Consider the following 24,060-nt stretch of genomic DNA (forward strand, 5'->3'; position numbering starts at 1 on the left):
CGCTGAGACGCGGACGTCCGTATACGACACGGAGGGAGCAGGGCGTCCTCCCCGCTCCCCCCTGTTGGATTTTACCGCGAATAGATCACCTTGTCAATCAGGCCGAACTCCTTGGCCTCATCGGCGGACATGAAGTTGTCCCGCTCACAGGCGGCGGTGACCTCCTCCACGTTCTTGCCGGTGTTGTCCGCAAGGATCTGATTCATCCGCTTCTTGATGATCTCCAACCGCTTCAGGTGGATCGCCATATCGGTGATCTGCCCCTGCGTGCCGGCGGAGGGCTGGTGGATCATGATTTCGGCGTTGGGCAGCGCCAGGCGCTTGCCCTTGGCGCCGGAGGACAGCAGGAAGGCGCCCATACTGGCCGCCATGCCGATGCAGATGGTAGACACATCGCACTTGATGTACTGCATGGTGTCATAGATGGCCATACCGTCGGTAACGGAGCCGCCGGGGCTGTTGATATAGAACTGGATGTCCTTGTCGGGATCCTGGGCTTCCAGATACAGCAGCTGGGCAACCACCAGACTGGCAGTGGTAGCGTTGACTTCCTCTCCCAGGAAAATGATACGGTCGTTGAGCAGCCGGGAGAAAATATCGTAGGAACGCTCGCCCCGGTTGGTCTGCTCTACAACATAAGGAACTAAGCTCATGGTTCAGGTTCTCCTTTATTTTGATGTCAGGGCGTTTTCAACGCCCGGCCATCCCCCGATGGCGGGCAGTCACACACAAGAGTATGCCCGCTTACCGGCACCTTATTCCTCAGTCTTTTCCTCGGCGGACTTCTCCTCGCCCTCGGCGGTCTCCTCCGCCTTCTTCTTGGTGGTGCGGCGCTTCTTGGGCTTCTCTTCACCCTCGGCAGCCTCGCCCTCGGCGTCCTCCGCCTTCTTCTTGGTGGTCTTCTTCTTGGTGGGGGCCTTGCCTACCTTGGCGGAATCATAAATCAGCTGCTCGGCCTTCTTCATGGACAGCTCCTTGCGGATGTCGTCAGCGGCCACAGCCTCCTTCACCTTGTCCAGCTCCATGTGGTACTGGTCGGCCAGGCGCTTGTACTCCTCCTCCAGCTCCTCGTCGGAGATCTGGATGTTCTCGGCGGCCACCACGGCGTTCAGGGCCAGATCGCGGCGCACCCGCTCCAGAGCGGCGGCCTTGGCCTGCTCCCGCATCATGTCCATGTTCATACCGGTCATGGCCAGGTACTGATCGAAAGGAATGCCCTGAGCCTGGATGCGCTGAGCCATGTCGTTGACCAGATTGTCAGCCTCAAACTCCACCATAGCGTCGGGGATCTCGACTTCCATGTTGCTCATGACCTGCTCCAGCACAGCGGCCTCGAAGTCGTGCTGGGCCTGGTGCTCACGGCGCTCGGTCAGCTTGTCGGCCAGGTCCTTCTTGAAGTCGGCCAGAGTGTCGAACTCGGATACATCCTTGGCAAACTCGTCGTCCACGGTGGGCAGCTGCTTCTCCTTCACCTCGTGGACCTTTACCTTGAACACGACAGCCTTGCCGGCCAGGTCGGCGTGATAGTCCTCGGGGAAGGTGATGTCCAGATCCTTCTCGTCGCCGGCCTTGGTGCCAATCAGCTGCTCCTCGAAGCCGGGCACAAAGGAGTTGGAGCCCAGTTCCAGGCTGTGGCCCTCGCCCTTGCCGCCGTCAAAGGGCTTGCCGTCCAGGAAGCCCTCGAAGTCGATGACCACGGTGTCGCCGTTCTGAGCCTCACGCTCCACGGTGACCATACGGGTGGCGCGGTTGATGTAGGGCTTCAGCTCGTTCTCGATGTCCTCGTCGGTGACGGTGACCTCGGGCTTCTCAGCGGTCAGGCCCTTGTACTCGCCCAGCTTCACCTCGGGGCGGACTGTGACAACGGCCTTGAAGGTCAGGCCCTCCTTGCCCACGTTGACGACCTCCACCTTGGGCCAGGCCACGGCGTCCAGCTTCTCCTGCTCCACGGCCTGAGCATAGGCCTCGGGATAAACCTCATTGATGGCGTCTTCATAGAACACACCGGAGCCGTACATACCCTCGATGACCTTCCGGGGGGCCTTGCCCTTACGGAAGCCGGGGACCATGATCTTGCCGCGCTGCTTCAGATAGACCTTCTGAACAGCGGCCTCAAATTCCTCCGCGCCGATCTCGATGACCAGCTCGACGGTGCTCTTCTCCTGTTTTTCGACGCTCTTGACATTCATGTTGTTTACTTCCTCCTGTCAGCCTCAGCCGCCATAAAATTGAGACAGCAAAGGCCATCTTTCGCGTTATCCGCTATATAGTATCAGATATGGCTGAAAATTTCCACACTTTTTTTAAATTATTCACAGATTTTTTGCGGTTGAAACCCGGTGTAGTCCGCTGACACCAGGTAATATTCCACGGTTCCCTGGAGCCCTTCCACCGCCAGCCGGTGGCTGCCGCCATGGAGGTGACCGTAGTAGCAGCGCTCCACACCGTACGCTTCCAACAGGGCGATGATCTCCGGACAGCGGTATCCCTGATAGAGGGGCGGATAGTGGAGAAAACACAGCTTCTTTTTTTCTCCTGCCGCTTTCAGGGATGCCTCCAGTCGGATCAGCTCCCGCTTGAACACCTTCTGATCCCCTTTTTCCTCATAAAACCAGCCACGGGTTCCGCACAGTGCATATTCACCGTACTCGTAGCAGTTGTTATGCAGGATGTGGAGGGTGTTCAGCCCGTGCTCAGCAAAAAAGCGGTTCATCTTGGACGCCGTGTTCCACCAATAGTCGTGGTTGCCCTTGAGCAGCAGCTTCCGCCCGCCGGGCAGGGCATTCAGAAAAGCGAAGTCGGCCTCCGCCTCCTCCAGGCTCATGCCCCAGGACAGATCGCCGCACAGTACCACCGTATCCTCCGGCCCCACCTGCTCGAATCCAGCGCGCAGCTTGTCCACGTACCCCTCCCAGCCGCCGCCGAACACATCCATCGGCTTGTTGGAGCCGAGGGAGAGATGGGTATCTCCGATTGCATACAGTGCCATTCAGCGCAGCATCTCCAGCACCTGGTCCACCATGTGGTCCTTTGTGACGCTTCCGGTAAAGCGCACGGACTTGTCCTTCAGCGCCGCCAGAGGCGCGGGGGCGGGGATGCCGGTGAGCTCAGAGAGCTGGTCCAGCACATCGGTGCCCTCTGCCAGCTGGGTGACGCCCAGGGAGCCCAGCACATTGTCACAGAACTTGAAGGGGCTGGCAGTGGATACCACGATGGCAGGGGTATCATCTCCGCTCTCCTTCCGGTACTGATCCAGCACGTCAAAGGCCACGGCAGTGTGGGGATCGATCAGATAGTGGTGCTCCTTCCACATGGCGCCAATCACCTTCTGGGTCTCGGCGTCGTCGCAGTAGCCGGCAGAAAACAGCTTGCCCAGTTTTTCCTTAATGGTCTTGTCCACCTCATACCGGCCGGTCTGGCCCAGCTCGGCCATGTACTCCCGCACCTGAGCGTCGTCATGGTCGGACAGGGCAAAGAGCAGCCGCTCCAGGTTGGAGGAGATCAAAATGTCCATGGAGGGAGACATGGTATTATAGAAGGTACGGTTGCGGTCGTAGATTCCGCTCTTCAGGAAGTCGGTCAGCACGTTATTGGAGTTGGACGCGCAGATCAGCCGCTTGATGGGCACGCCCATCTCCCGGGCATAGTAGGCTGCCAGGATATTGCCAAAATTGCCGGTAGGGACACAGACGTTGATGGGATCGCCCTTCTGGATCTTCTCGTCCCGCATCAGGTCGCAGTAGGCGGAGATGTAGTAGACGATCTGGGGCAGCACCCGGCCCCAGTTGATGGAGTTGGCGGAGGACAGGAAGAAGCCCCGCTCCGCCAACTGCTCCCGCAGCTTTTCGTCGGAAAACAGCTTCTTGACCCCGGTCTGGGCATCGTCAAAATTGCCCACCACCGAGCACACGCCCACATTTTCACCCTCCTGGGTGTTCATCTGGAGCTCCTGAATGGCGGAGACGCCATCCTTGGGATAGAACACCAGGATCCGGGTCTTATCCACGTCCCGGAAGCCCTCCAGGGCAGCCTTGCCGGTGTCACCGGAGGTAGCCACCAGAATGCATACCGTCTTGTTTTCCTGATTCTTCTTCAGGGAGGCGGTAAGCAGATGGGGCAGCATCTGCAGAGCCATATCCTTAAAGGCACAGGTGGGGCCGTGCCACAGCTCCAAACAATAGGTATTGCCGTCCACCTGCCGGACGGGAGCCACTTCCTTTACGTCAAACTTGTTTCCGCCATAAGCCTTGGACGCAAAAGAGGTCAGCTCAGAAGAAGTGAAGTCATCCAGATAGGAATTCATCACGTAGACTGCCCGCTGCTGATAGGACATATCCTTCATGGTGTCCAGCGCGTTGTGGGACAGCTTGGGCAGTACCTCCGGCGTCATCAGGCCGCCGTCGATGGCGAGACCCTTCTCAATGGCCTCCGATGCTGTGCGCCGGTCCTCCTTATTTCTTGTGCTCACATAATACATACTTCGCTCACAACCCTCATCAGATTATTGAAAAACACATCTTGTATCAGCGCTTCCGAATAGTTGCGCTGCAATAATCGTTCGTACAGCAACGCCCAGCTCTCCACGCCGGTAAAGCCGTCCGGCAGGCGGCTGCATCCGTCCAGATCTCCGCCCAGGGACACGTTGCGTGCGCCGCCCAGCTCCAGCCAATGCTCCAGATGGGCGATCACCGTATCCACATCCGGCTTCTCGCCCAGAAACTCCGCATAGAGGTTCAGGCCCGCCACGCCGTTATGGTCTATTATGGCAGTAAATTGCTCGTCGGTCAAGTTCCGGGGCTGAGAAAATACCCCTCTGGCGTTGGAATGACTGGCCCAAAAGGGACCGGAAAGGGTCTCTGCCACATCCCAGAAACCGGGGTCGGACAGATGGGATACGTCTACCAACACGCCGAGCTTTTCCGCTTTCCGCACAAAAGCCCGGCCCTGCTCCGTCAGGCCCCGGCCGGTCTCCTCCGCATTGGTACCGGAAAGGGCATTTACATGGTTCCAGGTCAGGTTCACCGACCGGACGCCCAGGGCGTGGGCCTCTTCCAACCGCTCCGTGGAGCAGTCCAGCAGCTCCGCCCCCTCCACCGACAGGAAGGCCGCCATCTTGCCCACGGCAAAGGCTCCCTCCGCCTCCGCCGCCGTGCGGCAGTGGGTGATAACTGCGGCATTGGCCGCCATCTCCCGCTGAAACAGGTCGTATTCCCGTTGAAAGATTTCCCGAAAAGGCATACCCGGGAAATCCTCCGGCTGACCGAACAGGGCGAAGAACTGGGCATACCGCCGGTACTTTCCCGCCCGCTCCAGATCCACATGGCAGCGGTTTCTGGCAAAGTCGCCGCCAAACTGGTGGCACATCAGCACGGTATCACAGTGCCCGTCAAACACATCCACTCTCGCCGCCTGCCTTTCCTAAAACGCATTTTCCCAATAGTGAAACTCCGGGTGTCTGGTCTCCATACCCTGAGGGGCGTAGATCTCCGCCACGTCGAACCGGGGTTGGAGGGTCTGCTCCGGGTGTTCCGCCAGATAACACTGAGCGGTGGTCCGCAGCTTCTCCTGCTTTCTCCAATCCACTGCCGCCCTTCCCGGGGCGAAAGAGGCGTTTTTCCGCAGCTTCACTTCTATAAAGCATAAGTACTTGTCGGTTGCTGCGATCAGGTCGATTTCGCCAAACCGGCAGTGGTAACCGGCTCCGATCACCTGATAGCCCATACTTCGCAGCCGGTCCGCCGCCAGGGCCTCCCCCCACCGGCCCAACAGCCGCCGCTCTCCCCCGCTCACAGCTTTTTCAGAAAGCTCCGGCGGTGAATCGGACAGGGTCCATACTGCCGCAGCAGCTCATAGTGGAGCTTGGTGGGATATCCCTTGTGCTTCTCAAAGGCGTATTGGGGATATTGGGCTGCCGCCTCCTCCATGTATCGATCACGGCTCACCTTGGCCAGGATGGAGGCCGCGGCGATAGAGGCGGACAGGGAATCTCCCTTTACAAGCATGATATGGGGCGTGGTAACAGCCCCGGCCTTGCCATGGTCCCGGTTCCCATCCAGCAGAGCCAGGTCGGGCGTGATCCCCAGCTTGTCGATGGCCCGCTGCATGGCGTTCATCCGGGCGCTGAGGATGTCGGTGGCGTCGATCTCCTCCGGCCCCACCCAGGCCACACCCCAGTCCACTGCCTGGGTAATGATCTGGTCGTACAGTTCATCCCGTTTTTTGGGGGTCAGCTTCTTGGAGTCATCCAGCCCGGGAATCACCAGCTCCCGGGGCAAAATCACGGCGGCAGCGTATACCGGGCCGGCCAGGGGTCCTGCCCCCGCCTCATCACAGCCACAAACCGTCTCATAGCCCTTTGCCCAGCATTCCCGTTCCGGACACCAGAGATCTTTCTGCTCTTTCATGGCGCTAAGTCCTCCGGTGTCTCAAGTGTAAAGTTCCCGAGCTTTCCGCTTCTGTACTCATCCAGGAGCACCCGGGCCATGCGTTCGGTGTCCACTTCGCCGCCGGAGATAAGAAATCCTCGCTTCCGGCCGCACAGCTCCAGCAGTTCCCAGCCGGGCATACCCGGCTCCGGCTCCACCTTGTAGCGGGCAGTCAGTGCCTGGGGATACCGCTGGCCCAAGATCTCTGCCAGGTGGCAGGCCAGGGTCTCCAGATCCATGATCTCGTCCTTTACCGCGCCTGTAAAGGCCAAATGCATGCCAGTTGTCTCGTCCTCAAATTTGGGCCACAGGATACCGGGGGTATCCAGCAGATCCAGGCCGGCATCCACGTTCACCCACTGTTTGCCCCTGGTAACGCCGGGTTTGTTCCCAGCCTTGGCGGATTTCTTTTTAGCCACCTGGTTGATGAAGGTGGACTTTCCTACGTTAGGCACGCCCACCACCATGGCCCGCACGGGGCGGCCCACCAATCCCTTTGCCTTCCACTGCTCAATCTTATCCTTCAGGGCGGAGCGGATAGCGGCGGAAAATTGGCTGACGCCTTTTCCGTCCCTGGCGTTGGTCTCCAGCACCCACCAGCCTCGGCTGCGGAACCAGTCTCCCCACACTTTGTTCATAGCGGGGTCGGCCTGATCCGCCCGATTGAGTACGATCAGGCGGGGCTTCTCCCCCACCAGCTCATCAATGTCCGGGTTGCGGCTGGAGATGGGAATGCGGGCGTCAATGATCTCAGCCACCAAATCCACCAGCTTCAGATCCGCCTGGATCTGCCGCCGGGTCTTTGTCATGTGGCCGGGATACCACTGAATATCCATATCCCCGCCTCCTTTCTGGTGTTCTGTTTCAATGGAATTCATTATACTCAATATCTTGTGGTTTGAAAAGAGTAAGCCACAAATTTTTAAACAAAAAAGGAGAGGCATCGCCTCTCCTTTTTGTCGCTGGCAGAATCAGATGCGCTCCTTGATCTTGGCGCTCTTGCCCACGCGGTCACGCAGGTAGTAGAGCTTGGCCCGGCGGACTTTGCCCTTGCGGACGATCTCGATCTTATCCACCGCGGGAGCATGGATGGGGAATACCTTCTCCACGCCTACGCCGTAGGACACGCGGCGTACAGTGATGGTCTCCTCGATGCCGCCGTGCTTCTTGGCGATGACGGTGCCCTCGAAAACCTGGATACGCTCGCGGTTGCCTTCCTTGATGTGCACGTGCACACGGACGGTGTCGCCCACCTCAGCCTTGGGGGGCTCGGACTTCTGATACTTGGCGCTGAAAGCCTGCATGAGATCCATTTTTACTTCCTCCTGTTTATAGGCGTTCGTGCCGGCTATAAATGCCGCTCTCTCCTTTGGAGCGGCAGCCGCAGAGGACCACCCTTTATTGAGTCCATGGTATTTTACCATAGCTATTCTTTGAATGCAAGCCCTTTTTTCCGGGAAAACTTCCGGCCAGCAGCCAGGCACTGAGCAGGGGCAACGTGAGGTTGAGACTGCCGGATCGCAGCAAGATCAGAGTACCGGCCAGCAGGCCGGCTGCCAAAGCAATGGCCAGGATGCCAAGGAAACGCGCCGCCCCCTCCCGGCCCAGCAGCGGCATCAGCAGGCAGCTCAATGCTCGCCCGCCGTCCAGGCAGCCGGCGGGCAGCAGATTAAAAGCCCCCAGGGCAAAATTGATGCCTGCGAAGCACCAGCCCTCTTCTCCCCACAGTCGGACAGCGGCAAAGCCCATCGCCAGGTTCACCAAGGGACCGGCCAGGGCCGTCAACATCTGCCCCGCCCACCCCATGGTTCTGCGGCCGGAGAGCCGCATCTCAGCACCCACACAGGTAATCCGCAGCAGCTTGACCTGCCCGCCAAGAGCCAGAATGGCCAGATAGTGGCCCAGCTCATGGACGGTACAGGCCAGCAGAGACAGCAGGAACAGTCCCTGGTCATCAAAATAATAGAGCAGCGCACCCAGCAACAGCGCGCCGCCGCTTACCTCCACCCGTCTCCAACGCAGCACGGTCACTGGGTCTCAATATAGTACAGCGGATTGAGGCGGACGCCGTTCAGCTTCATCTCAAAATGCAGATGGGGCCCGGTGACATTGCCGGTAGCTCCCGACTCGGCCACCTTCTCCCCCGCCGCCACACTCTGTCCCTGCTGGACACACAGCTTGCTGCAATGGCAGTAGAAGGTCTTGAGGCCTCCCGTGTGGCTGATCTGGAGGTAAAGGCCGTATTCCGGACTGTCTCCGATATAGTCCACTGTACCCTCCGCAAAGGCCAGCACGGACGTACCGCTGTTGACCGCCAGATCTACGCCGTTATGGAACCGCTCTTCCCCATCCACCGGGTGCTCCCGCCAGCCAAAGGGAGAGGAAACCCAGCCCAGGGCAGGGGTCACTGTCTCATCTATGCCAATGGCACTTAGATTATATTTGTCCATGGTGGTATTGTCCGGCAGCGCCGGGCCGCTATAATCCATATGCTCCACCGCCGGCTCGGTGGCAGGCGCGGGTAACGGATCAGGCGTTTGCTCCGGCTCCGGGGCGGCAGTCGGCTCCGCCGGCTGGGCCGATCCGGCCACCAGCTTCATTGTATCCGTCCATAAACCCTCTGGTCCTTCCGGCGCCTGGCGCAGCCCGCACAGAAGGGCGGCCTGCTCCGCGTAAAGCGGCTGCTCCGCCCCATCAGCGGCGGCAGGCTCCTCCCCCAGCAATCCGCCCCACAGCACACCCAGCGCATCGGTCACCGGCTCTCCCTCCGACACTGCCTGACCCAGCGCGGAAAACGCCGCCTGAAAATCTGTATCCTGTCGGATGATGGACAAAAGCTGCGTCCGCACCCTATCCATACCAGCCGGAAAGATCCCCTTCCCGATGAAAACAGCCAGGAAAAGTACCAGGCAGGTTATCAGCTGGATCAGCCTGCGCCGCTCCGCAGGTCCCAGAGCCGTCTTTGATCCATGGCGCCGCCCTGCGGCAGTCCTGCGCCCTGTGCTTTTACTTTGCCGTATCCGCTCCTGCCCCTGTGTCCGTCTGACCGTCCCCATAGCGGTGTCCTTCCCTTCTGTAAGGCGTTTCGGACTATCTATATGCGGACGTGCCCTGGGCTATTCCAAAAAGCAGGCCGGCCTCAGAGAAGAGGCCGGCCTGCAAAACCGCTTATTCCTGTCTGCCTTTGATCTCCTCCCAGTATCGTCTGGCAGCCTGTTCAGTCTTATTGTCACCGTACCGGTAATAATGAGTGCCAGCCAGGATATCCGGCAGATATTGCTGCTTTACCCAGTGGTTTGGGAAATCGTGAGGATATAAATAGCCCTGTTCCCGCTCCATACCGGCGGAATCGGCGTGGACATTTTGCAGATGGCGGGGATAATCTCCGGTCTTTCCCGCCCGCACATCCGCCTGGGCGGCGGCGATTCCCTTGTAAACCGAGTTGGATTTAGGGGCGGTAGCCAGCAGGATCGCCGCCTGAGCCAAAGGCAGCCGGGCCTCCGGCAGGCCCAGCTGGAGGGCGTTGTCCACGCAGGCTTTGACGATCAGAGCGGCCTGAGGATAGGCCATACCCACATCCTCGCTGGCGGAGCACAGCAGACGCCGGATGGCGGTGATCAGATCCCCTGCCTCCAGCAGCCGGGCCAGGTAGTGGAGGGCGGCGTCCGGGTCGGAACCCCGGAGAGACTTCATCAGGGCGGAAGCGATGTCAAAGTGGTCGTCGCCCTCCCGGTCATAGCGCATGGCGGAGCGCTGGGCCACCGTCTGGGCATCGTCCAGAGTGACAAGTAATTTCCCTTGCTCCCGCTTGGCGGAGTTGAGCAGCAGCTCAATGGCATTCATGGCTTTGCGTACATCTCCCCCGCAGGCGGAGGCAATGTGCTCCTTTACCCCGTCCTCGCAGCAGACCTGGGCCTCCAGACGCTCCCCCATGAGCCGAATGCCCCGCTCCACGGCAGGCAGCACATCGGCGGCAGACAGTGGCTTGAACTCGAATACCGTGGACCGGCTGAGAACGGCGTTGTAGACGTAGAAATAGGGGTTCTCCGTGGTGGAGGCAATAAGGGTAATCTTTCCGTTCTCCATGAATTCCAACAGGGACTGCTGCTGCTTCTTATTGAAATACTGGATCTCATCCAGGTAGAGCAGCACACCGTCAGGGGCCAGCATGGTGCCGATCTCCCCAATGATATCCTTGATATCGGAGATGGAAGCAGTGGTGGCGTTGAGCCGGTGGAGGGGCCGGTTGGTGCGCTTGGCGATCAGGTTGGCTACCGTGGTCTTTCCGGTGCCTGAGGGCCCGTAAAAGACCATGTTTGGAATGTTGCCCCCCTCAATGATGCGGCGGAGCAGGCCGTTCTCACCCAGAATATGTTTCTGCCCTACCACCTCGTCCAGGGTCTGGGGCCGGATCTCGTCAGCCAGCGGCCGGTATGTCATGGGAAAGCCTCCCTCATCAAAACAGAATGGAGCGGAATTTCTTCCGCTCCATTCTAACACATGTTCGATTATTCGTACAGGGGGTATTTTGCGGTGAGCTGGGCCACCTGAGCCCGCAGGTCATCCTGCTTACCCTCGAAGTCGGTAGCGGTGCGCCACATGACCTTGGCAATGACCTCCATGTCCTCCTCCTTGAAGCCGCGGGTGGTGGCAGCGGGGGTGCCCACCCGGATGCCGGAGGTGACAAAGGGCTTCTCCGGGTCGTTGGGGATGGCATTCTTGTTGACGGTGATGTTCACCTCGTCCAGCCGCTTCTCCATCTCCTTACCGGTGAGGTGGGCGGGCCGCAGGTCCACCAGCATCAGGTGGTTGTCGGTGCCGCCGCTGACCAGATCAAAGCCCTCTGCCATCAGCGCCTTGGCCAGGGCCGCGGCGTTGTTGACGATCTGCTGCTGATAGGCCTTGAACTCCGGCTTCATGGCCTCGCCCAGAGCCACCGCCTTGGCGGCGATGATGTGCTCCAGAGGACCGCCCTGGCTGCCGGGGAAGATGGCGGAGTCGATCTTCTTGGCCAGCTCCTCCTTGCACAGGATCATGCCGCCCCGGGGGCCCCGCAGGGTCTTGTGGGTGGTGGTGGACACCACGTCGGCATAGGGCACCGGAGAGGGATGGAGCCCGGCGGCCACAAGGCCGGCAATGTGGGCCATATCCACAAACAGATAGGCGCCTACCTCGTGGGCAATGTCCGCGAAGGTCTTGAAGTCGATGATCCGGGGATAGGCGGAGGCACCGGCCAGGATCATCTTGGGTCTGTGCTTCTTGGCCAGATCCCGGACCTGGTCATAGTCGATGTAGCCCTGGTCGTTGACGCCGTAGGCCACGATGTGATAGTTCTTGCCGGAAAAATTCACCGGAGAGCCGTGGGTCAGGTGACCGCCGTTGGCCAGATCCATGCCCAGCACAGTGTCCCCGTGCTCACACAGGGCCTGATATACCGCGTAGTTGGCGTTGGCGCCGCAGTGGGGCTGTACATTGGCATGGTCCGCACCGAAGAGCTGACAGGCCCGCTTGCGGGCGATGTCCTCCACCACGTCCACGCACTGGCAGCCGCCATAGTACCGCTTGCCGGGATATCCCTCGGCGTATTTGTTGGTGAGTACCGTGGCCGCCGCCGCCAGCACCGCTTCGCTGACGAAGTTCTCCGAGGCGATAAGTTCGATGTTCCGGCGCTGCCGTTCATACTCCGCCTGGACCGCGGCACCTACCTCCGGATCCTGCGCTGTCAGAAATGTCATGATATCCTTGACCAAATTCTGTCGCCACCTTTCCCGTTTCTCCGCGTCCGGCTCCGCCGGAGCGGGCCGATTCAGCGATTTAGTTCATTATACCTGTTCCCATGAAAAAATACAATTGCCACCTGCGGAAAAACGCCCTCGTATTTTATCGGATTCTGTGTTATATTGTCTAACGAGGTGATTATATGAAAACCCAAGAGGAAGTCTGGTCTATCGTGCAGGAGCTGAAGCGCCTTTACCCTGACAGTCTCTGCTCCCTGCCCTACCCCAAACCCTATGAATTGCTGTTTGCCGTCCGCCTGGCCGCCCAGTGCACCGACGAGCGCGTCAATATGGTCACCCCCGCCCTGTACGCCCGGTTCCCCACCCTGGAATCCCTGGCGGAGGCCGATGTCAGCGAGGTGGAGACCTACATCCACTCCACCGGCTTCTTCCGGGCCAAGGCCCGTGACATCGTGGCCGCCGCCCGCATGATGCTGGAGCAATACGACGGCAAGGTGCCCGACACCATGGAGGACCTGCTGAAGCTGCCCGGTGTGGGCCGGAAGACAGCCAACCTGATCCTGGGAGACGTGTATCATAAACCCGGCGTGGTGGTGGCTGACACCCACTGCATCCGTATCACCGGCCGTCTGGGCCTCACCGACGGCACCAAGGACCCAGTAAAGGTGGAGCAGCAGCTGCGTCAGGTGCTGCCGCCGGAAGAATCCAACGATTTCTGCCACCGGATGGTGCTCCACGGCCGGGCGGTATGTATGGCCCGCAAGCCGGACTGCCAGAACTGCACCCTGCGCCCCTGGTGTTCCTACTTTACCAACACGCAGGAAGAATAAACCGCAGAAAATGGTCCGTTCCCATATGGGAACGGACCATTTTTTACTGTTTTCCTTTTTCCCGCTGATAGATGATGCGCAGGCCGTCCAGCACCAGCTGGGGGTCCACCACGTCGATGAGATCGGTATTGTCCGCCACCATCCGGGCCAGGCCGCCGGTAGCGATCACCTTGATGTCGCCGCCGCCCATCTCCCGTTTGGCCTGACGGATCAGATACTCCATGGCCCCGATATAACCCATCACCGAACCGGCCTGGATCTGGCCCACGGCAGTGGTGCTCAGCACCGTATCCGGCTTCACCAGCTCCACCCGGGGCAGCAGAGCAGTCTTCTGGAACAGGCCGTCAATGGACACCCGCACGCCGGCGGTGATGCAGCCGCCCAGATAGATCCCGTCCTTGCTTACCGCATCCAGAGTGGTAGCAGTACCGAAGTCCAGCACGATGAGGGGCGCACCGTACTTCTCCATGGCGGCAATGTCCGCCACTGCCCGGTCGGGGCCCAGCCGCTCATCGCTGTCACACTCCACATAGGGCAGTTTGGGGTCCAGATCATCGTCAATAACCAGCGGCGTCTTACCCAGATATTTCTTCACTGCGTTGGACAGGGTATGCATGATCTGAGGGACCACCGAGCCGATAACCACGTCCTCCACCTGCTCCAGTGCCACGCCGAACCGCTGAAAATACTGACACATCAGCAGGCCCATCTCATCCGAGGTGCGGTTGGCATCGGTCATCAGGCGAAAGCTGCCCTTCAGCTCTTCCCCCTCATAGATCCCCAGAACCATATTGGTATTTCCTACATCAATGGCAAGCAGCATAATGCTTCCCCCTTCTTCTTAAGTCGTACTGATATAGCATACCGCGCCGCCGTCCTCCAGAACAGCCACGGCATAGGTCGGCTTGGCCAGGCTGCCGATGCTGCCCGGATTGACCACCCACATCCCATTCTGAAACTCACAGTATGACTCATGGGTGTGGCCGAAGCACAGCAGATGAGCACCTGCTTCCCGGGCGGCCCGGACAGCTGCCCCGGGCCCCAGTTTCACATGATAGGTATGGCCATGAGTCATCAGCAGCTTGCAGCCCTCCAGCGTAAAGACCCGCTCCTCCGGCAGGTCGGGGCGGCGTCCGTCACAGTTGCCCGGCACAAAGGTCACCGGGATATCCGGAAATTTCTCCTGAAGCGCCTGGGCATCATGTACCAGATCCCCCAGGTGAAGGATGCGGTCCGGGTGTTCCAGGCGCACCATATCCTCCATATTGGCCACATTTCCATGGGAGTCGGAAAAAATCAGCAGTTTCATGCGATCACCTTTCATCCGGGACACATATAATGACCTGAGACCCACTATAAATAATTGAGATGGAGCTGATGGTATGAATATTCCTCAGTCTAATCTGGATGAACTGATGAAGGACCCCAAGGCCGCCGGTCTGCTGAAAAACAAGGCCCTGCTGCAGACCATTCTGGATGCGCCGGACACCCAGCGCCTGATCCGGCTGCTGGATCAGACAGCAGGCGGAGATCTGAAGCAGGCCGCCAGTTCCGCCGCCAAGGGGGATGCCAGTGCGCTGTCCGGTCTGGTGCGGCAGGTCATGAACAGTGAGGAGGGCGCACGGCTCATTCAGCAGCTCAATCAGAAGATCAAGTAAGGGAAGCAGACGGTTTCGGCATCAGAAAGGGGGATCGTATGGCAGAGTTTGAGGATAAGCTGAACGCCATTTTGAACGATCCTCAGGCAATGGGACAGATCCTGTCAGCGGCAAAGGCGCTCTCCGGTCAGCAGGAAGAACCGGAATCCGGCCACGCCGAGGCGGACACCTCAGACGGCGAAGCCCCTGATCCTCTGGCCGCACTGGGCCAGCTGGACCCCAAACTGGTGCAGCTGGGTCTGCGTCTGTTTTCAGAGTATACCGGCAATGACGACAAGAAAACCGCGCTTCTGGAGGCCCTCAAGCCCTTTCTCCGACCGGAACGGCAGGCAAAGGTGGAGCAGGCCGTCAAGATCGCCAAACTCACCAAAGTGATCCGCACCGCCTTCCAGCTCTTCCAGGACCGCAGAGAGGAGGCGGACGATGTATAACCGCTACATACCCAACGGCACTACCTACACCCGTGTTACCGAGCCTGATCCGCCGCCCCCTCCCCCGCCCCGCCGGGCCAAAAAGGAGGAGAAAAAATCCGGACTGCTCTCCGGGCTGCTCAAGTCGCTCAAGCTGGAGGAGCTGGACACCGGGGACGCCCTGCTCCTGCTGATCCTGCTGCTCCTCTTTCTGGACGGAGACGACAATCTGGAGCTGGTCATCGCCCTGGGTCTGATTCTGCTGTTGGGCCTGGGAAAGGACTGACTCAATGAGTCACCGTATGGAGCACCGTTCCGTCCGGCAGGGTAAAGGAGCTGTCGGACGGCGCGGGGCGCTCCAGGGCAGTGGCGGTCATACGATAGACCACCTGACCGTTTTTCAGCTGCTCCGCTTTGACCAGCAGGCCGCTGTCGTCATCTACCCAGTAGCGCTCCACATGGCCGGAATCGTCCGGCACAGTCTCTACATAGATACAGCCCAGACTGTCCAGAGCCTGGTACTCCGCCGCCGCAATGTCGTCGGGGTCCAAATCCAGCACCGTCTCATAGGTGGGGATACGCTGGCCCTCCAGGTCCGCCGAGGCGTCGTCGGAGGGGCCGGTCAGCACCTCCTGGCCGCTGTACCAGACCCAGAACCGGCCGTCACCCACGATCGAGTGGCGGACTGTTCCGCCGGGCCAGGTGGCATCTGTCCGGGTCCAGCCCCCATCCACCCAGACCTGGGCCTGGGTGGTGCCCTGCTGGTCCGTTTCCTCTCCCCAGATGTCCTGAATGGTCACCGTCCTGCCGTAGCTCTCCGGCCGCTTCAGGGTCGCAATGACGTTCTGTACCGTCTGGGGGGTCACTTCCACCCGGACCAGGTCCCCATTTTCCGTCCCGTCGGGCGAGGCAGAGGGTTCAGCTATGGGCAGTATGATCTTGGCCGTATCGGGGGCAAAAACACCCAGTCCAAAGCTGGAGAGGATAGCCACCGCAATAATCACGGCAATGAGGGCCACGATGATATTTCGTTTGCGCCGCTCCACACCGCACCCTCCTTCCGCTGGGATTTTCCTTCAGATCACACGCCAAAAGCCGCCGGAGGCTGATCCCGCAGGCCGAACTTCCATTCGATGGCATCCACGATCCGGACACATGCATGGCCGTCGCCATAGGGATTGACCGCGTGAGCCATGGCGTGATACGCGTTTTCATCGGTCAGCAGCTGGGAGGCCATCCGGAAAATGGTCTTCTCCTCCGTGCCGGCGATCTTTACGGTACCCGCCGCCACTGCCTCCGGCCGCTCGGTCTCCCGCCGCAGGACAAGCACAGGCCGTCCCAGAGCCGGGGCCTCCTCCTGCAGTCCGCCGGAGTCGGTCATCACCAGGTAGGACCGGGCCATCAGGTTGTGCATCTCCTCCACGTCCAGGGGATCGATCAGGTGGATGCGGTCGTGGCCGGACAGGTATTTGCCCGCCGCCTCCCGCACCACGGGAGACAGATGGACAGGATAAACCAGCTCCACATCAGGGAAGGCGTCCGCCACCCGGCGCAGAGCCGTCATGATATTGGCCATAGGCTGGCCGTAATTCTCCCGCCGGTGGCAGGTCACCAGGATGATCTTCTTCCCCTGATAGTCCAGGCGATTCAGTAGGTCGTTTGCAAAGTGATAGTCCTTTACAACCGTTGTTTTCAGGGCGTCGATCACTGTATTTCCGGTAATGAACACCCCGTCTTTGATATCCTCCCGGGCCAGATTGTCCCGGTTGGCGGTTGTGGGGCAGAAATGCAGGTCGGCGATGTCCCCCACCAGCTTCCGGTTCATCTCCTCCGGGAAGGGGGAGTACTTGTCCCAGGTACGCAGGCCGGCCTCCACATGGCCCACCATGATCTGGTGGTAGAAGGCGGCCAGGGCCCCGGCAAAGGTGGTGGAGGTGTCGCCGTGGACCAGCACCAGGTCGGGCTTGGCCTGCTCCAGCACGCTCTCCATACCCAGCAGACATTTGGTGGTGATGGTGGACAGGGTCTGGCGGGGCTCCATGATGTTCAGGTCATAGTCCGGCTTCAGGTGAAAGATCTCCAGCACCGAGTCCAGCATCTGGCGGTGCTGGGCGGTGACGCAGCAGATGGACTGGATCCCGGACCGCCCCTGAAGTTCCTTGACCAGCGGCGCCATCTTAATGGCCTCCGGCCGGGTGCCGAAAATAGTCATAACACGAATGGGCTTCACTTTTTCTCCTCCTCTCCCTGCTCATCGGAGGGAGCATCTTTTTCCCGCTCCTTCCGGTTGTTGCTCAGGAAGATATGTCCGGCAATGGCGCCGGCAAAGCACAGGGCCATCAGCAGCAGCATGGCCTTCACCGGGCCACTGGTGGTGAGCACCACCGCGGACAGGCCCAGGATGGCGCTGATCATGTACAGCACCGCCACCGCCTGCTTCTGGTTCAGACCCATGTCGATGAGCCGGTGGTGCACATGGCTCCGGTCGGCGTGCATGGGGCTCTGGCCGTGGGCAATGCGGCGGATAAAGGCAAAGCAGGTGTCAAAAATGGGCAGGCCCAGCATGAGGAAGGGCACCGCGAAGGAAATAATCGTATACAGCTTGAACAGGCCCTGAATGGACACCACCGCCAGGATAAAGCCCAGGAAGGTGGAACCGGTATCCCCCATAAAGATCTTGGCCGGGTTCATGTTATAGGGCAGGAAGCCCAGACAGCCGCCGGTGAGGGCCGCCATCAGGATGGCCACCGGCCCGTCGCTGATGGCCAGGGAGATGACCAGCAGGGTCATGGAGCTGATGGCAGACACACCGCAGGCCAGGCCGTCCAGACCGTCGATCAGGTTCACCGCGTTGGTGATGGCCACGATCCACAGCACCGTCACCGGGATGGACAGCCACCCCAGATCCCAGTACAGATTCTGGGAAAATACGTTGGGATTGGACAGGGTATCGATCACATTGCCGGACAGTACCGCCACCAGGGCAGCCACGATCTGGACCACAAATTTAAACATGGCCTTCAGGCTATAGATATCATCAAAAATGCCCAGCACCACGATGATGACCGCCCCCAGCAGCATACCGCGCATCTGGTCGGTCAGGTCCATAAATACCAGCACGCTGAGCAGGAAACCCAAAAAGATGGCCAGGCCACCCATCCGGGGAATGGGGTGGTCGTGCATACGACGGTTGTCTTTGGGCACATCCACGGCGCCCATTTTAAAGGCCAGATTCCGGACCACCGGCGTGGTGATCAGCGCCACCAGGAAGGCCACCACCAGAGCGGCGGCCACAACGCCGATGAGAGGAAGATTCAAATCCATCGCCATAGGAAAGACGCTCCTTTATGTCAACGGGGCAGGAAGCCCACCTTTTTATATACCTTACGCAGGGTCTTTTCCGCTACATAAGACGCCTTTTCCGCACCCGCCCGATACACGCTCTCCAGGTAGCCCTTATCGGCCAGCAGGCGCTGGGTCTCTTCCCGGATGGGACGGAGCAGTTCCACTACAGCCTCGCCCACCACAGGCTTGAAGGCGCCGTAGCCCTTGCCGTCGAATTCCTGCTCGATCTCCTCATAGCTCTTGCCGGTGATGGCGGAGTAGATACCCATCAGGTTGGACACGCCGGGCTTCTGCTCCCGGTCAAAGCGGATGCACCGCTCGGTATCGCTGTCGGTGATGGCCCGCTTGAACTTGCGCATGATATCCTCCGGCTTCTCCATGATGAACACACAGCCATCGGGGATGGACTTGCTCATCTTGGTATCCGGCTGGTTCAGGCTCATCACCCGGGCACCCGCCTTGGGGATGTAGGGCTGAGGCATCTTGAACACCTCGCCGTAGGCGTGGTTGAACCGGTTAGCGATGTCCCGGCAGATCTCCACGTGCTGCTTCTGGTCCTCACCCACCGGCACGAAGTCGGGCTGGTAGAGCAGGATGTCCGCCGCCATCAGGCAGGGATAGGTGAACAGGCCGGCGTTGATGTTGTCAGCATGCTTGGCGGACTTGTCCTTGAACTGGGTCATGCGGGACAGCTCACCGAACATGGTGTAGCAGTCCAGCACCCAGCCCAGCTCGGCGTGCTGATGGACGTGAGACTGGACGAAAATGGTGTTCTTGGCCGGGTCCAGGCCGCAGGCGATGTAGGTAGCGATCTGGGTCAGGGTGCGGCGGCGCAGGTTCGCCGGGTCCTGACGCACGGTGATGGTATGCAGATCGGCCATAAACCAGTAGCAGTCAAACTGGTCGGACAGCTCCGCCCAGTTCTTGATGGCACCCAGATAATTGCCCAGGTGCAGCTCTCCGCTGGGCTGGATACCGGACAGAAGGACCTTCTTCTCGTTTTCCATAATGAAACACACCTCTTACGCGTGATTTTTGCTGTTCAGGCACAATGCCCCATATTGAGTTATCATATCATATCCAAATGCCCTTGACAATCCTCAGAAGAAAAAATAGAATAAGGTGACGATCATCGCAAATACTGCGAAAAAGGAGTTTTTCCAATGGAACTGAACTGGTTTGAGGAGATGGAGGCCCGCATCCCCAAGGATGGGGTGCGCACCCGCTTTGCCCCCTCTCCCACAGGCTATATGCACGTGGGCAACCTGCGCACCGCCCTGTACACCTGGCTCATTGCCCGGCACGCTGGCGGCAAATTCATTCTGCGCATCGAGGACACCGACCAGGGCCGGCTGGTGGAGGGCGCTACCGAGGTCATCTACAACACCCTGCGCAAGTGCGGCCTCACCTGGGACGAGGGCCCCGATCTGGGCGGTCCGGTGGGCCCCTACATCCAGACCCAGCGCCGGGACCTGTATGGCAAGTATGCCGAACTGCTGGTGGAGAAGGGACACGCCTACTACTGCTTCTGTGAAAAGACCGAATCGGAAGAGGATTCCGGCGACTTTGACCGGGCGGCCGATCCCTGCCGTTTCCTGAACCTGGAGGAGGCCAAGGCCAGGGTGGCTGCCGGTGCTCCCTATGTCATCCGGCAGAAAATCCCCGCTGAGGGCTCCACCACCTTCTCCGACGCCGTGTTCGGGGACATCACCGTGGAGAACAAGACCCTGGACGACCAGGTGCTCATCAAACGGGACGGCCTGCCCACCTATAACTTCGCCAACGTCATCGACGACCACCTGATGGGCATCACCCACGTGGTGCGGGGCTCCGAGTACCTGTCCTCCGCCCCCAAGTACAACCTGCTGTACCAGGGCTTCGGCTGGGACGTGCCCACCTATATCCACTGCTCCCCCGTCATGCGGGATCAGCACAACAAGATGAGCAAGCGCCACGGTGACCCCTCCTATGAGGACCTGATTGCCATGGGCTACCTGTCCGAGGCGGTGGTGAACTACGTCACCCTGCTGGGCTGGTCTCCCCGGGGCGAGTATGCCGAGCGGGAGTTCTTCACCCTGAACGAGCTGGCGGAGATCTTTGACATCGGCGGCATCTCCAAGTCCCCCGCCATCTTCGATATTGAGAAGCTGAAGTACTTTAACGCCAACTACCTCCGCGCCCTCTCCCCTGAGGCTTTCTACGAGGGCGCCGAGCCCTATCTGAAAGAGGCGGTCAAGACCCCCGGCATCGACCTGAAGCTGATTGCCCCTCTGGTGCAGCCCCGGTGTGACACCTGGCTGGACATCGCCCCCCAGGTGGACTTCTTCGACGCTCTGCCGGAGTACTCCAACGAGCTCTACTGCCACAAGAAGATGAAAACCAACGAGGAGAACTCCAAGGAGGCTCTGGAGCAGGTGCTGCCGGTGCTGGAAAACCTGACCGACTGGACCTACGACGCCATCCACGACGCCCTCATCGGCCTGGCCCAGAAGCTGGAGCTGAAGAACGGCCGCATCATGTGGCCGGTACGTACCGCTCTGTCCGGTAAGGCGGTCACCCCCGGCGGCGCGGTGGAACTGGCCCATATTCTGGGCAAGGAGGAATCCACCCGCCGGATCAGGCTGGGTATCGCTCAGCTGGAAAAATAAGTACAGCATACAACGCCCCCTTTTACGCAACCTAGCGGTAAAAGGGGGCGTTTTGTTATGGATAAAAGAAGAATCAAGGCCTTGGGGATTATTTTTCTCGCGGCGGCCTTTGCTGTCACCTCCGGCTTCGCGGTACAGGGATATGTCCGGGCCGCTCAGTACCGGCGTCTGCTGGACAACGGCTACCGGCACGCCTTTGCGGAGCTGGCCACGGCGGCCGGAGAGCTGGATGTGTCCCTCCAGAAGGCGGCCTATGCCACCTCCCCCGCCCTGTTCTCCGTCCTGTGCGCCCAGACCTACGCCAAAGCCACCGCCGCTCAGTCCGCTCTGGGCGAGCTGCCCTATGGCAATGTGGAGCTGGAGCAGACGGCCTCCTTCCTGGCCAAAGCCGGCGACTACGCCCTCTCTCTGGCCAGCGCCGCCGAAAGCGGCCAGGTCTGCACCCAGGAGCATCGGAACACCCTTCAGGCCCTCTCTCAATCTGCCTCAGAAATCGCCGGAATCCTTCAGGACATCCAGGCTGACCTGAGCGCAGGTACGCTGGAGCCGGAGAGTCTGGAGCAGGTCCAGCAGCGGCTGGCCGCCGCCGGCCAGGAAGGGGATCAGGTGGAAAGCGGTTCCGCCTTCCAGACCGCGGAGGCGGACTTTCCCGAGGTACCATCCCTGATCTATGACGGCCCCTTCTCCGAGCACCTGTCCAACCGCACCCCCCGGATGCTGGAGGGTCTGCCCCAGGTGGACGAACAGACCGCCAAAGAGGCCGCCGCCGCCTTTCTGGATCTGAGAAGCGATATTTTCACTCTCACGGCATCCGGGGAGGGCGCTCTGCCCACCTATGGCTTTACCGCTATGGTGGATGGCGGGGAACTGTATATTGAGGTGACCAGACAGGGCGGCCAGATCCTTCAGCTGTTCACTTCCCGCCCGGTGGGCGAGCAGGTTCTGACCCGAAAGGAGGGTTATGCGGCGGCGGAACAATTCCTGTCCGATCACGGCTATCAGGACATGGGGCCCAGCTATTCCATCGACCAGAACGGCCTGCTCACCATCCACTTTGCCGCCCGCCAGGACGGGGTCTACTGCTACCCCGACCTGCTCAAGGTCCAGGTGGCGCTGGACACCGGGGACGTGGTGGGCTTTGAGGCCCACGGTTACCTGATGAACCACGGCGACCGGACGCTGTCCGCCCCCGCCGTTTCCGCCGACCAGGCCATGGAGCAGGTGCCGGAGAGCCTCACCGTTCTGAACACTCAGACAGCCCTCATTCCCACCGGCGGGGAATATGAGGTCCTGTGCCACGAGTTCAAGTGCCAGAGCGCCAACGGCAGCCATGTGCTCATCTATGTCAATGCCCAGACCGGTGAGCAGGAGCGTATTCTCCTGCTGCTGGAGGATGAATCGGGAACTTTGGTCATATAAACAAACCGTGCCTGCCGTAAAAACGGCAGGCACGGTTTGTTTTAAAGCAGCGGGCTCAATACCCGCAGGATGGAGCGAAACAGGCGTCGGACCCAGGAGTGGGCCAGACACTGCTCCAGGGTCGCCGGCTGACACTTGATCTGGGTATCCAGAAAATCAGCCTTGACATCCAGCACCGTTGGGTCGTGGCACAGCCATACCGCATCCTCAAAGTGGAGGAACATGCTGCGATAGTCCATATTGATGGAACCCACCACGGCATACACGTCGTCCACCACCATGTTCTTGGCATGGACAAAGCCGGGGGTATACTCAAAGATCTGTACGCCCGCCTCCAGCAGCGGCTCGTAGTGGGAGCGGGTCAGCTCAAATACCAGGGGCTTGTCCGGAATGTGGGGGGTCATGATCCGTACATCCACCCCGGACTTGGCGGCGTTGCACAAAGCCGTGTTGACGCAGTCGCTGATAATGAGGTAGGGGGTCATGATATACACATAGCGCTTGGCCTTGGAGATCAGGTTCAGATACACCGTCTCTCCCACCGTCTCGTTGTCCAGGGGATTGTCCGTGTAGGGCTGAACAAAATGGCCGCTGCCCAGCTCTGCCTCGGGAGGCAGTTCTGTGGGACGCAGGGCGTCATAGTCCACCTTGACCTCCCGGACATACTCCCACATGGTCAGAAACATCACCGTTATGCTCCAGGCCGCCTCGCCCTTCACCATAATGGCACTGTCCTTCCAGTGGCCGAAACGCATTTTCCGATTGATATACTCATCTGCCAGATTGATGCCGCCGGTAAAGGCGGTATGGCCATCGATGATACAGAATTTCCGGTGGTCCCGGTTGTTCATGCGAATGGAAATCACCGGTTTGAACCGGTTGAAGAAGCAGCAGGGTATGCCGGTCTCCTGCTCAAACTTTTTGGCGTAATTCATAGGCAGGGTGTTCAGAGAACCCACATCGTCGTAGATCACCCGGACATCCACTCCGGCGGCGTGCTTTTCCTTTAAAATCTCCACGATGGAATCCCAAAAAACGCCGGGTCCAATGATGAAGTATTCCAGGAAAATATACCGCTTGGCTTTTTTCAGTTCCTCCAGCATGACGGGAAAGGCGTCATCGCCCAGGGGAAAATATCGGGTGTAGGTATTGGTATACACCGGACAGCGGGCATATTCTTCCACATAACGGGCCTGATTCACCGCATCGGCACCGAATGGGGCCAGCGTCTCCGCCTTATAGTCCCCCTCCAGCTGCTCCCGCATGGCCCTGTCCATACCCTGCATCTTCCGGCGCATCCGGGCAGACAGCTTGTTGCCGCCGCACAGCAGATAGACCAGCCAGCCAAAGGCCGGGAAGAGCAGGATTGGAATGATCCATGCAATTTTATAACCCGGGTCGGTCTGGCGGCTGACAATGACCAGCACGGCCAACAGGGAGAGAATAACATAGGCCCAGTAGAGGTAGACATACGCCCCGGAGAACCACATCGTGGCCACCAGAAGCGCTGCGGATTGAATGATGATAAGCAGCGCCACAATTACACGCCGCTGAAAGAGAATCGATGCCAGTTTCTTAATGTTCATG

At 59.7% G+C, this 24,060-nt stretch carries 26 protein-coding genes; 6 read left to right on the forward strand and 20 right to left on the reverse strand.

Annotation, left to right across the window (positions count from 1 at the left end; genetic code table 11):
• Positions 1-71 precede the first annotated feature (71 nt).
• The 13 genes from E0E41_RS00805 to glyA all read right to left on the reverse strand — a co-directional run bounded on the left by E0E41_RS00805 (position 72) and on the right by glyA (position 12,160).
• On the reverse strand, positions 72-653 hold the full coding sequence (locus E0E41_RS00805; protein ID WP_130868328.1) for an ATP-dependent Clp protease proteolytic subunit: 582 nt from the start codon (positions 651-653) through the stop codon (positions 72-74).
• 102 nt (positions 654-755) lie between these two features.
• Entirely contained in the window at positions 756-2,189 is a 1,434-nt protein-coding gene (gene tig / locus E0E41_RS00810) for a trigger factor (RefSeq protein WP_130868329.1), read from the reverse strand.
• 119 nt (positions 2,190-2,308) lie between these two features.
• Entirely contained in the window at positions 2,309-2,989 is a 681-nt protein-coding gene (locus E0E41_RS00815) for a metallophosphoesterase (RefSeq protein ID WP_130868330.1), read from the reverse strand.
• A complete protein-coding gene (gene thrC, locus E0E41_RS00820; protein WP_130868331.1) occupies positions 2,990-4,477 on the reverse strand; it encodes a threonine synthase in 1,488 nt (495 codons plus the stop codon). It lies immediately after the preceding gene.
• Entirely contained in the window at positions 4,465-5,400 is a 936-nt protein-coding gene (locus E0E41_RS00825; RefSeq protein WP_242623642.1) for a dipeptidase, read from the reverse strand. Before E0E41_RS00825 ends, thrC begins: the two co-directional genes overlap by 13 nt.
• Positions 5,401-5,418: 18 nt before the next feature.
• Positions 5,419-5,790: a YraN family protein gene (locus tag E0E41_RS00830; RefSeq protein ID WP_130868332.1), complete on the reverse strand. Its 372-nt coding sequence runs from the start codon at positions 5,788-5,790 to the stop codon at positions 5,419-5,421.
• Positions 5,787-6,404 carry a ribonuclease HII gene (locus E0E41_RS00835; protein ID WP_130868333.1) on the reverse strand — a complete coding sequence of 206 codons (618 nt, stop codon included), beginning with the start codon at positions 6,402-6,404 and terminating at the stop codon, positions 5,787-5,789. Before E0E41_RS00835 ends, E0E41_RS00830 begins: the two co-directional genes overlap by 4 nt.
• A complete protein-coding gene (gene ylqF / locus E0E41_RS00840; RefSeq protein ID WP_130868334.1) occupies positions 6,401-7,261 on the reverse strand; it encodes a ribosome biogenesis GTPase YlqF in 861 nt (286 codons plus the stop codon). The genes E0E41_RS00835 and ylqF overlap by 4 nt, the downstream gene beginning before the upstream one ends.
• Before the next feature lie 135 nt (positions 7,262-7,396).
• Complete coding sequence (rplS, locus tag E0E41_RS00845; protein ID WP_130868335.1) at positions 7,397-7,738, reverse strand: 50S ribosomal protein L19; 342 nt, start codon at positions 7,736-7,738, stop codon at positions 7,397-7,399.
• A gap of 85 nt (positions 7,739-7,823) precedes the next feature.
• Positions 7,824-8,450, reverse strand: coding sequence for a site-2 protease family protein (locus E0E41_RS00850; RefSeq protein WP_130868336.1), 627 nt, complete (start codon positions 8,448-8,450; stop codon positions 7,824-7,826).
• A gap of 2 nt (positions 8,451-8,452) precedes the next feature.
• Positions 8,453-9,283 carry a M23 family metallopeptidase gene (locus E0E41_RS00855; protein ID WP_242623643.1) on the reverse strand — a complete coding sequence of 277 codons (831 nt, stop codon included), beginning with the start codon at positions 9,281-9,283 and terminating at the stop codon, positions 8,453-8,455.
• A gap of 310 nt (positions 9,284-9,593) precedes the next feature.
• Positions 9,594-10,865: a replication-associated recombination protein A gene (locus E0E41_RS00860; protein WP_130868338.1), complete on the reverse strand. Its 1,272-nt coding sequence runs from the start codon at positions 10,863-10,865 to the stop codon at positions 9,594-9,596.
• 68 nt (positions 10,866-10,933) lie between these two features.
• Positions 10,934-12,160 (reverse strand): serine hydroxymethyltransferase, encoded by a 1,227-nt coding sequence (gene glyA / locus E0E41_RS00865; RefSeq protein WP_130870729.1) that lies wholly within the window; start codon positions 12,158-12,160, stop codon positions 10,934-10,936.
• Between the two features lie 185 nt (positions 12,161-12,345).
• Between glyA and nth the strand changes: the two genes are divergently transcribed.
• Positions 12,346-12,993 carry an endonuclease III gene (gene nth / locus E0E41_RS00870; protein WP_130868339.1) on the forward strand — a complete coding sequence of 216 codons (648 nt, stop codon included), beginning with the start codon at positions 12,346-12,348 and terminating at the stop codon, positions 12,991-12,993.
• 43 nt (positions 12,994-13,036) lie between these two features.
• Here nth and E0E41_RS00875 read toward each other — a convergent pair whose 3' ends face one another.
• Both E0E41_RS00875 and E0E41_RS00880 read right to left on the reverse strand, forming a co-directional pair.
• Positions 13,037-13,816 (reverse strand): type III pantothenate kinase, encoded by a 780-nt coding sequence (locus E0E41_RS00875; RefSeq protein WP_130868340.1) that lies wholly within the window; start codon positions 13,814-13,816, stop codon positions 13,037-13,039.
• A gap of 18 nt (positions 13,817-13,834) precedes the next feature.
• Positions 13,835-14,302 carry a metallophosphoesterase family protein gene (locus tag E0E41_RS00880; protein ID WP_130868341.1) on the reverse strand — a complete coding sequence of 156 codons (468 nt, stop codon included), beginning with the start codon at positions 14,300-14,302 and terminating at the stop codon, positions 13,835-13,837.
• A 73-nt stretch (positions 14,303-14,375) separates the two neighbouring features.
• Here E0E41_RS00880 and E0E41_RS00885 point away from each other — a divergent pair, with 73 nt between their 5' ends.
• The 3 genes from E0E41_RS00885 to E0E41_RS00895 are packed head-to-tail and all read left to right on the forward strand — an operon-like array spanning position 14,376 to position 15,347.
• Complete coding sequence (locus E0E41_RS00885) at positions 14,376-14,651, forward strand: hypothetical protein (RefSeq protein WP_130868342.1); 276 nt, start codon at positions 14,376-14,378, stop codon at positions 14,649-14,651.
• A gap of 38 nt (positions 14,652-14,689) precedes the next feature.
• On the forward strand, positions 14,690-15,082 hold the full coding sequence (locus tag E0E41_RS00890; protein WP_130868343.1) for a hypothetical protein: 393 nt from the start codon (positions 14,690-14,692) through the stop codon (positions 15,080-15,082).
• Complete coding sequence (locus tag E0E41_RS00895; protein WP_130868344.1) at positions 15,075-15,347, forward strand: hypothetical protein; 273 nt, start codon at positions 15,075-15,077, stop codon at positions 15,345-15,347. The genes E0E41_RS00890 and E0E41_RS00895 overlap by 8 nt, the downstream gene beginning before the upstream one ends.
• A gap of 1 nt (position 15,348) precedes the next feature.
• Here E0E41_RS00895 and E0E41_RS00900 read toward each other — a convergent pair whose 3' ends face one another.
• Genes E0E41_RS00900 through trpS form a run of 4 tightly spaced genes read right to left on the reverse strand, consistent with a single transcriptional unit; the run spans position 15,349 to position 19,413 of the window.
• Positions 15,349-16,107, reverse strand: coding sequence for a hypothetical protein (locus tag E0E41_RS00900; RefSeq protein WP_130868345.1), 759 nt, complete (start codon positions 16,105-16,107; stop codon positions 15,349-15,351).
• A 35-nt stretch (positions 16,108-16,142) separates the two neighbouring features.
• Entirely contained in the window at positions 16,143-17,291 is a 1,149-nt protein-coding gene (wecB, locus tag E0E41_RS00905) for a non-hydrolyzing UDP-N-acetylglucosamine 2-epimerase (RefSeq protein WP_130868346.1), read from the reverse strand.
• On the reverse strand, positions 17,288-18,391 hold the full coding sequence (locus E0E41_RS00910; RefSeq protein WP_130868347.1) for an MraY family glycosyltransferase: 1,104 nt from the start codon (positions 18,389-18,391) through the stop codon (positions 17,288-17,290). The genes wecB and E0E41_RS00910 overlap by 4 nt, the downstream gene beginning before the upstream one ends.
• 20 nt (positions 18,392-18,411) lie before the next feature.
• Positions 18,412-19,413 (reverse strand): tryptophan--tRNA ligase, encoded by a 1,002-nt coding sequence (gene trpS / locus E0E41_RS00915; RefSeq protein ID WP_130868348.1) that lies wholly within the window; start codon positions 19,411-19,413, stop codon positions 18,412-18,414.
• A 156-nt stretch (positions 19,414-19,569) separates the two neighbouring features.
• Here trpS and gltX point away from each other — a divergent pair, with 156 nt between their 5' ends.
• Positions 19,570-21,054, forward strand: coding sequence for a glutamate--tRNA ligase (gene gltX, locus E0E41_RS00920; protein WP_130868349.1), 1,485 nt, complete (start codon positions 19,570-19,572; stop codon positions 21,052-21,054).
• A gap of 57 nt (positions 21,055-21,111) precedes the next feature.
• Entirely contained in the window at positions 21,112-22,473 is a 1,362-nt protein-coding gene (locus E0E41_RS00925) for a PepSY1/2 domain-containing protein (protein ID WP_130868350.1), read from the forward strand.
• Between the two features lie 41 nt (positions 22,474-22,514).
• On the opposite strand, the gene cls is transcribed toward E0E41_RS00925, so the two are convergent.
• Complete coding sequence (cls, locus tag E0E41_RS00930) at positions 22,515-24,059, reverse strand: cardiolipin synthase (protein WP_130868351.1); 1,545 nt, start codon at positions 24,057-24,059, stop codon at positions 22,515-22,517.
• Between the last annotated feature and the right edge of the window lies 1 nt (position 24,060).

It is taken from the genome of Intestinimonas massiliensis (ex Afouda et al. 2020) (assembly GCF_900626285.1).
GTDB lineage: Bacteria > Bacillota > Clostridia > Oscillospirales > Oscillospiraceae > Flavonifractor > Flavonifractor massiliensis_A.

Excerpts from the sequence above, each read along its gene's own strand:
- E0E41_RS00805 (WP_130868328.1), bottom strand. The coding sequence starts at position 653 with ATGAGCTTAGTTCCTTATGTTGTAGAGCAGACCAACCGGGGCGAGCGT.
- tig (WP_130868329.1), bottom strand. The coding sequence starts at position 2,189 with ATGAATGTCAAGAGCGTCGAAAAACAGGAGAAGAGCACCGTCGAGCTG.
- E0E41_RS00815 (WP_130868330.1), bottom strand. The coding sequence starts at position 2,989 with ATGGCACTGTATGCAATCGGAGATACCCATCTCTCCCTCGGCTCCAAC.
- thrC (WP_130868331.1), bottom strand. The coding sequence starts at position 4,477 with ATGTATTATGTGAGCACAAGAAATAAGGAGGACCGGCGCACAGCATCG.
- E0E41_RS00835 (WP_130868333.1), bottom strand. The coding sequence starts at position 6,404 with ATGAAAGAGCAGAAAGATCTCTGGTGTCCGGAACGGGAATGCTGGGCA.
- ylqF (WP_130868334.1), bottom strand. The coding sequence starts at position 7,261 with ATGGATATTCAGTGGTATCCCGGCCACATGACAAAGACCCGGCGGCAG.
- rplS (WP_130868335.1), bottom strand. The coding sequence starts at position 7,738 with ATGGATCTCATGCAGGCTTTCAGCGCCAAGTATCAGAAGTCCGAGCCC.
- E0E41_RS00855 (WP_242623643.1), bottom strand. The coding sequence starts at position 9,283 with ATGGATAGGGTGCGGACGCAGCTTTTGTCCATCATCCGACAGGATACA.
- E0E41_RS00860 (WP_130868338.1), bottom strand. The coding sequence starts at position 10,865 with ATGACATACCGGCCGCTGGCTGACGAGATCCGGCCCCAGACCCTGGAC.
- glyA (WP_130870729.1), bottom strand. The coding sequence starts at position 12,160 with ATGACATTTCTGACAGCGCAGGATCCGGAGGTAGGTGCCGCGGTCCAG.
- nth (WP_130868339.1), top strand. The coding sequence starts at position 12,346 with ATGAAAACCCAAGAGGAAGTCTGGTCTATCGTGCAGGAGCTGAAGCGC.
- E0E41_RS00875 (WP_130868340.1), bottom strand. The coding sequence starts at position 13,816 with ATGCTGCTTGCCATTGATGTAGGAAATACCAATATGGTTCTGGGGATC.
- E0E41_RS00880 (WP_130868341.1), bottom strand. The coding sequence starts at position 14,302 with ATGAAACTGCTGATTTTTTCCGACTCCCATGGAAATGTGGCCAATATG.
- E0E41_RS00885 (WP_130868342.1), top strand. The coding sequence starts at position 14,376 with ATGAATATTCCTCAGTCTAATCTGGATGAACTGATGAAGGACCCCAAG.
- E0E41_RS00890 (WP_130868343.1), top strand. The coding sequence starts at position 14,690 with ATGGCAGAGTTTGAGGATAAGCTGAACGCCATTTTGAACGATCCTCAG.
- E0E41_RS00895 (WP_130868344.1), top strand. The coding sequence starts at position 15,075 with ATGTATAACCGCTACATACCCAACGGCACTACCTACACCCGTGTTACC.
- E0E41_RS00910 (WP_130868347.1), bottom strand. The coding sequence starts at position 18,391 with ATGGCGATGGATTTGAATCTTCCTCTCATCGGCGTTGTGGCCGCCGCT.
- trpS (WP_130868348.1), bottom strand. The coding sequence starts at position 19,413 with ATGGAAAACGAGAAGAAGGTCCTTCTGTCCGGTATCCAGCCCAGCGGA.
- gltX (WP_130868349.1), top strand. The coding sequence starts at position 19,570 with ATGGAACTGAACTGGTTTGAGGAGATGGAGGCCCGCATCCCCAAGGAT.
- E0E41_RS00925 (WP_130868350.1), top strand. The coding sequence starts at position 21,112 with ATGGATAAAAGAAGAATCAAGGCCTTGGGGATTATTTTTCTCGCGGCG.
- cls (WP_130868351.1), bottom strand. The coding sequence starts at position 24,059 with ATGAACATTAAGAAACTGGCATCGATTCTCTTTCAGCGGCGTGTAATT.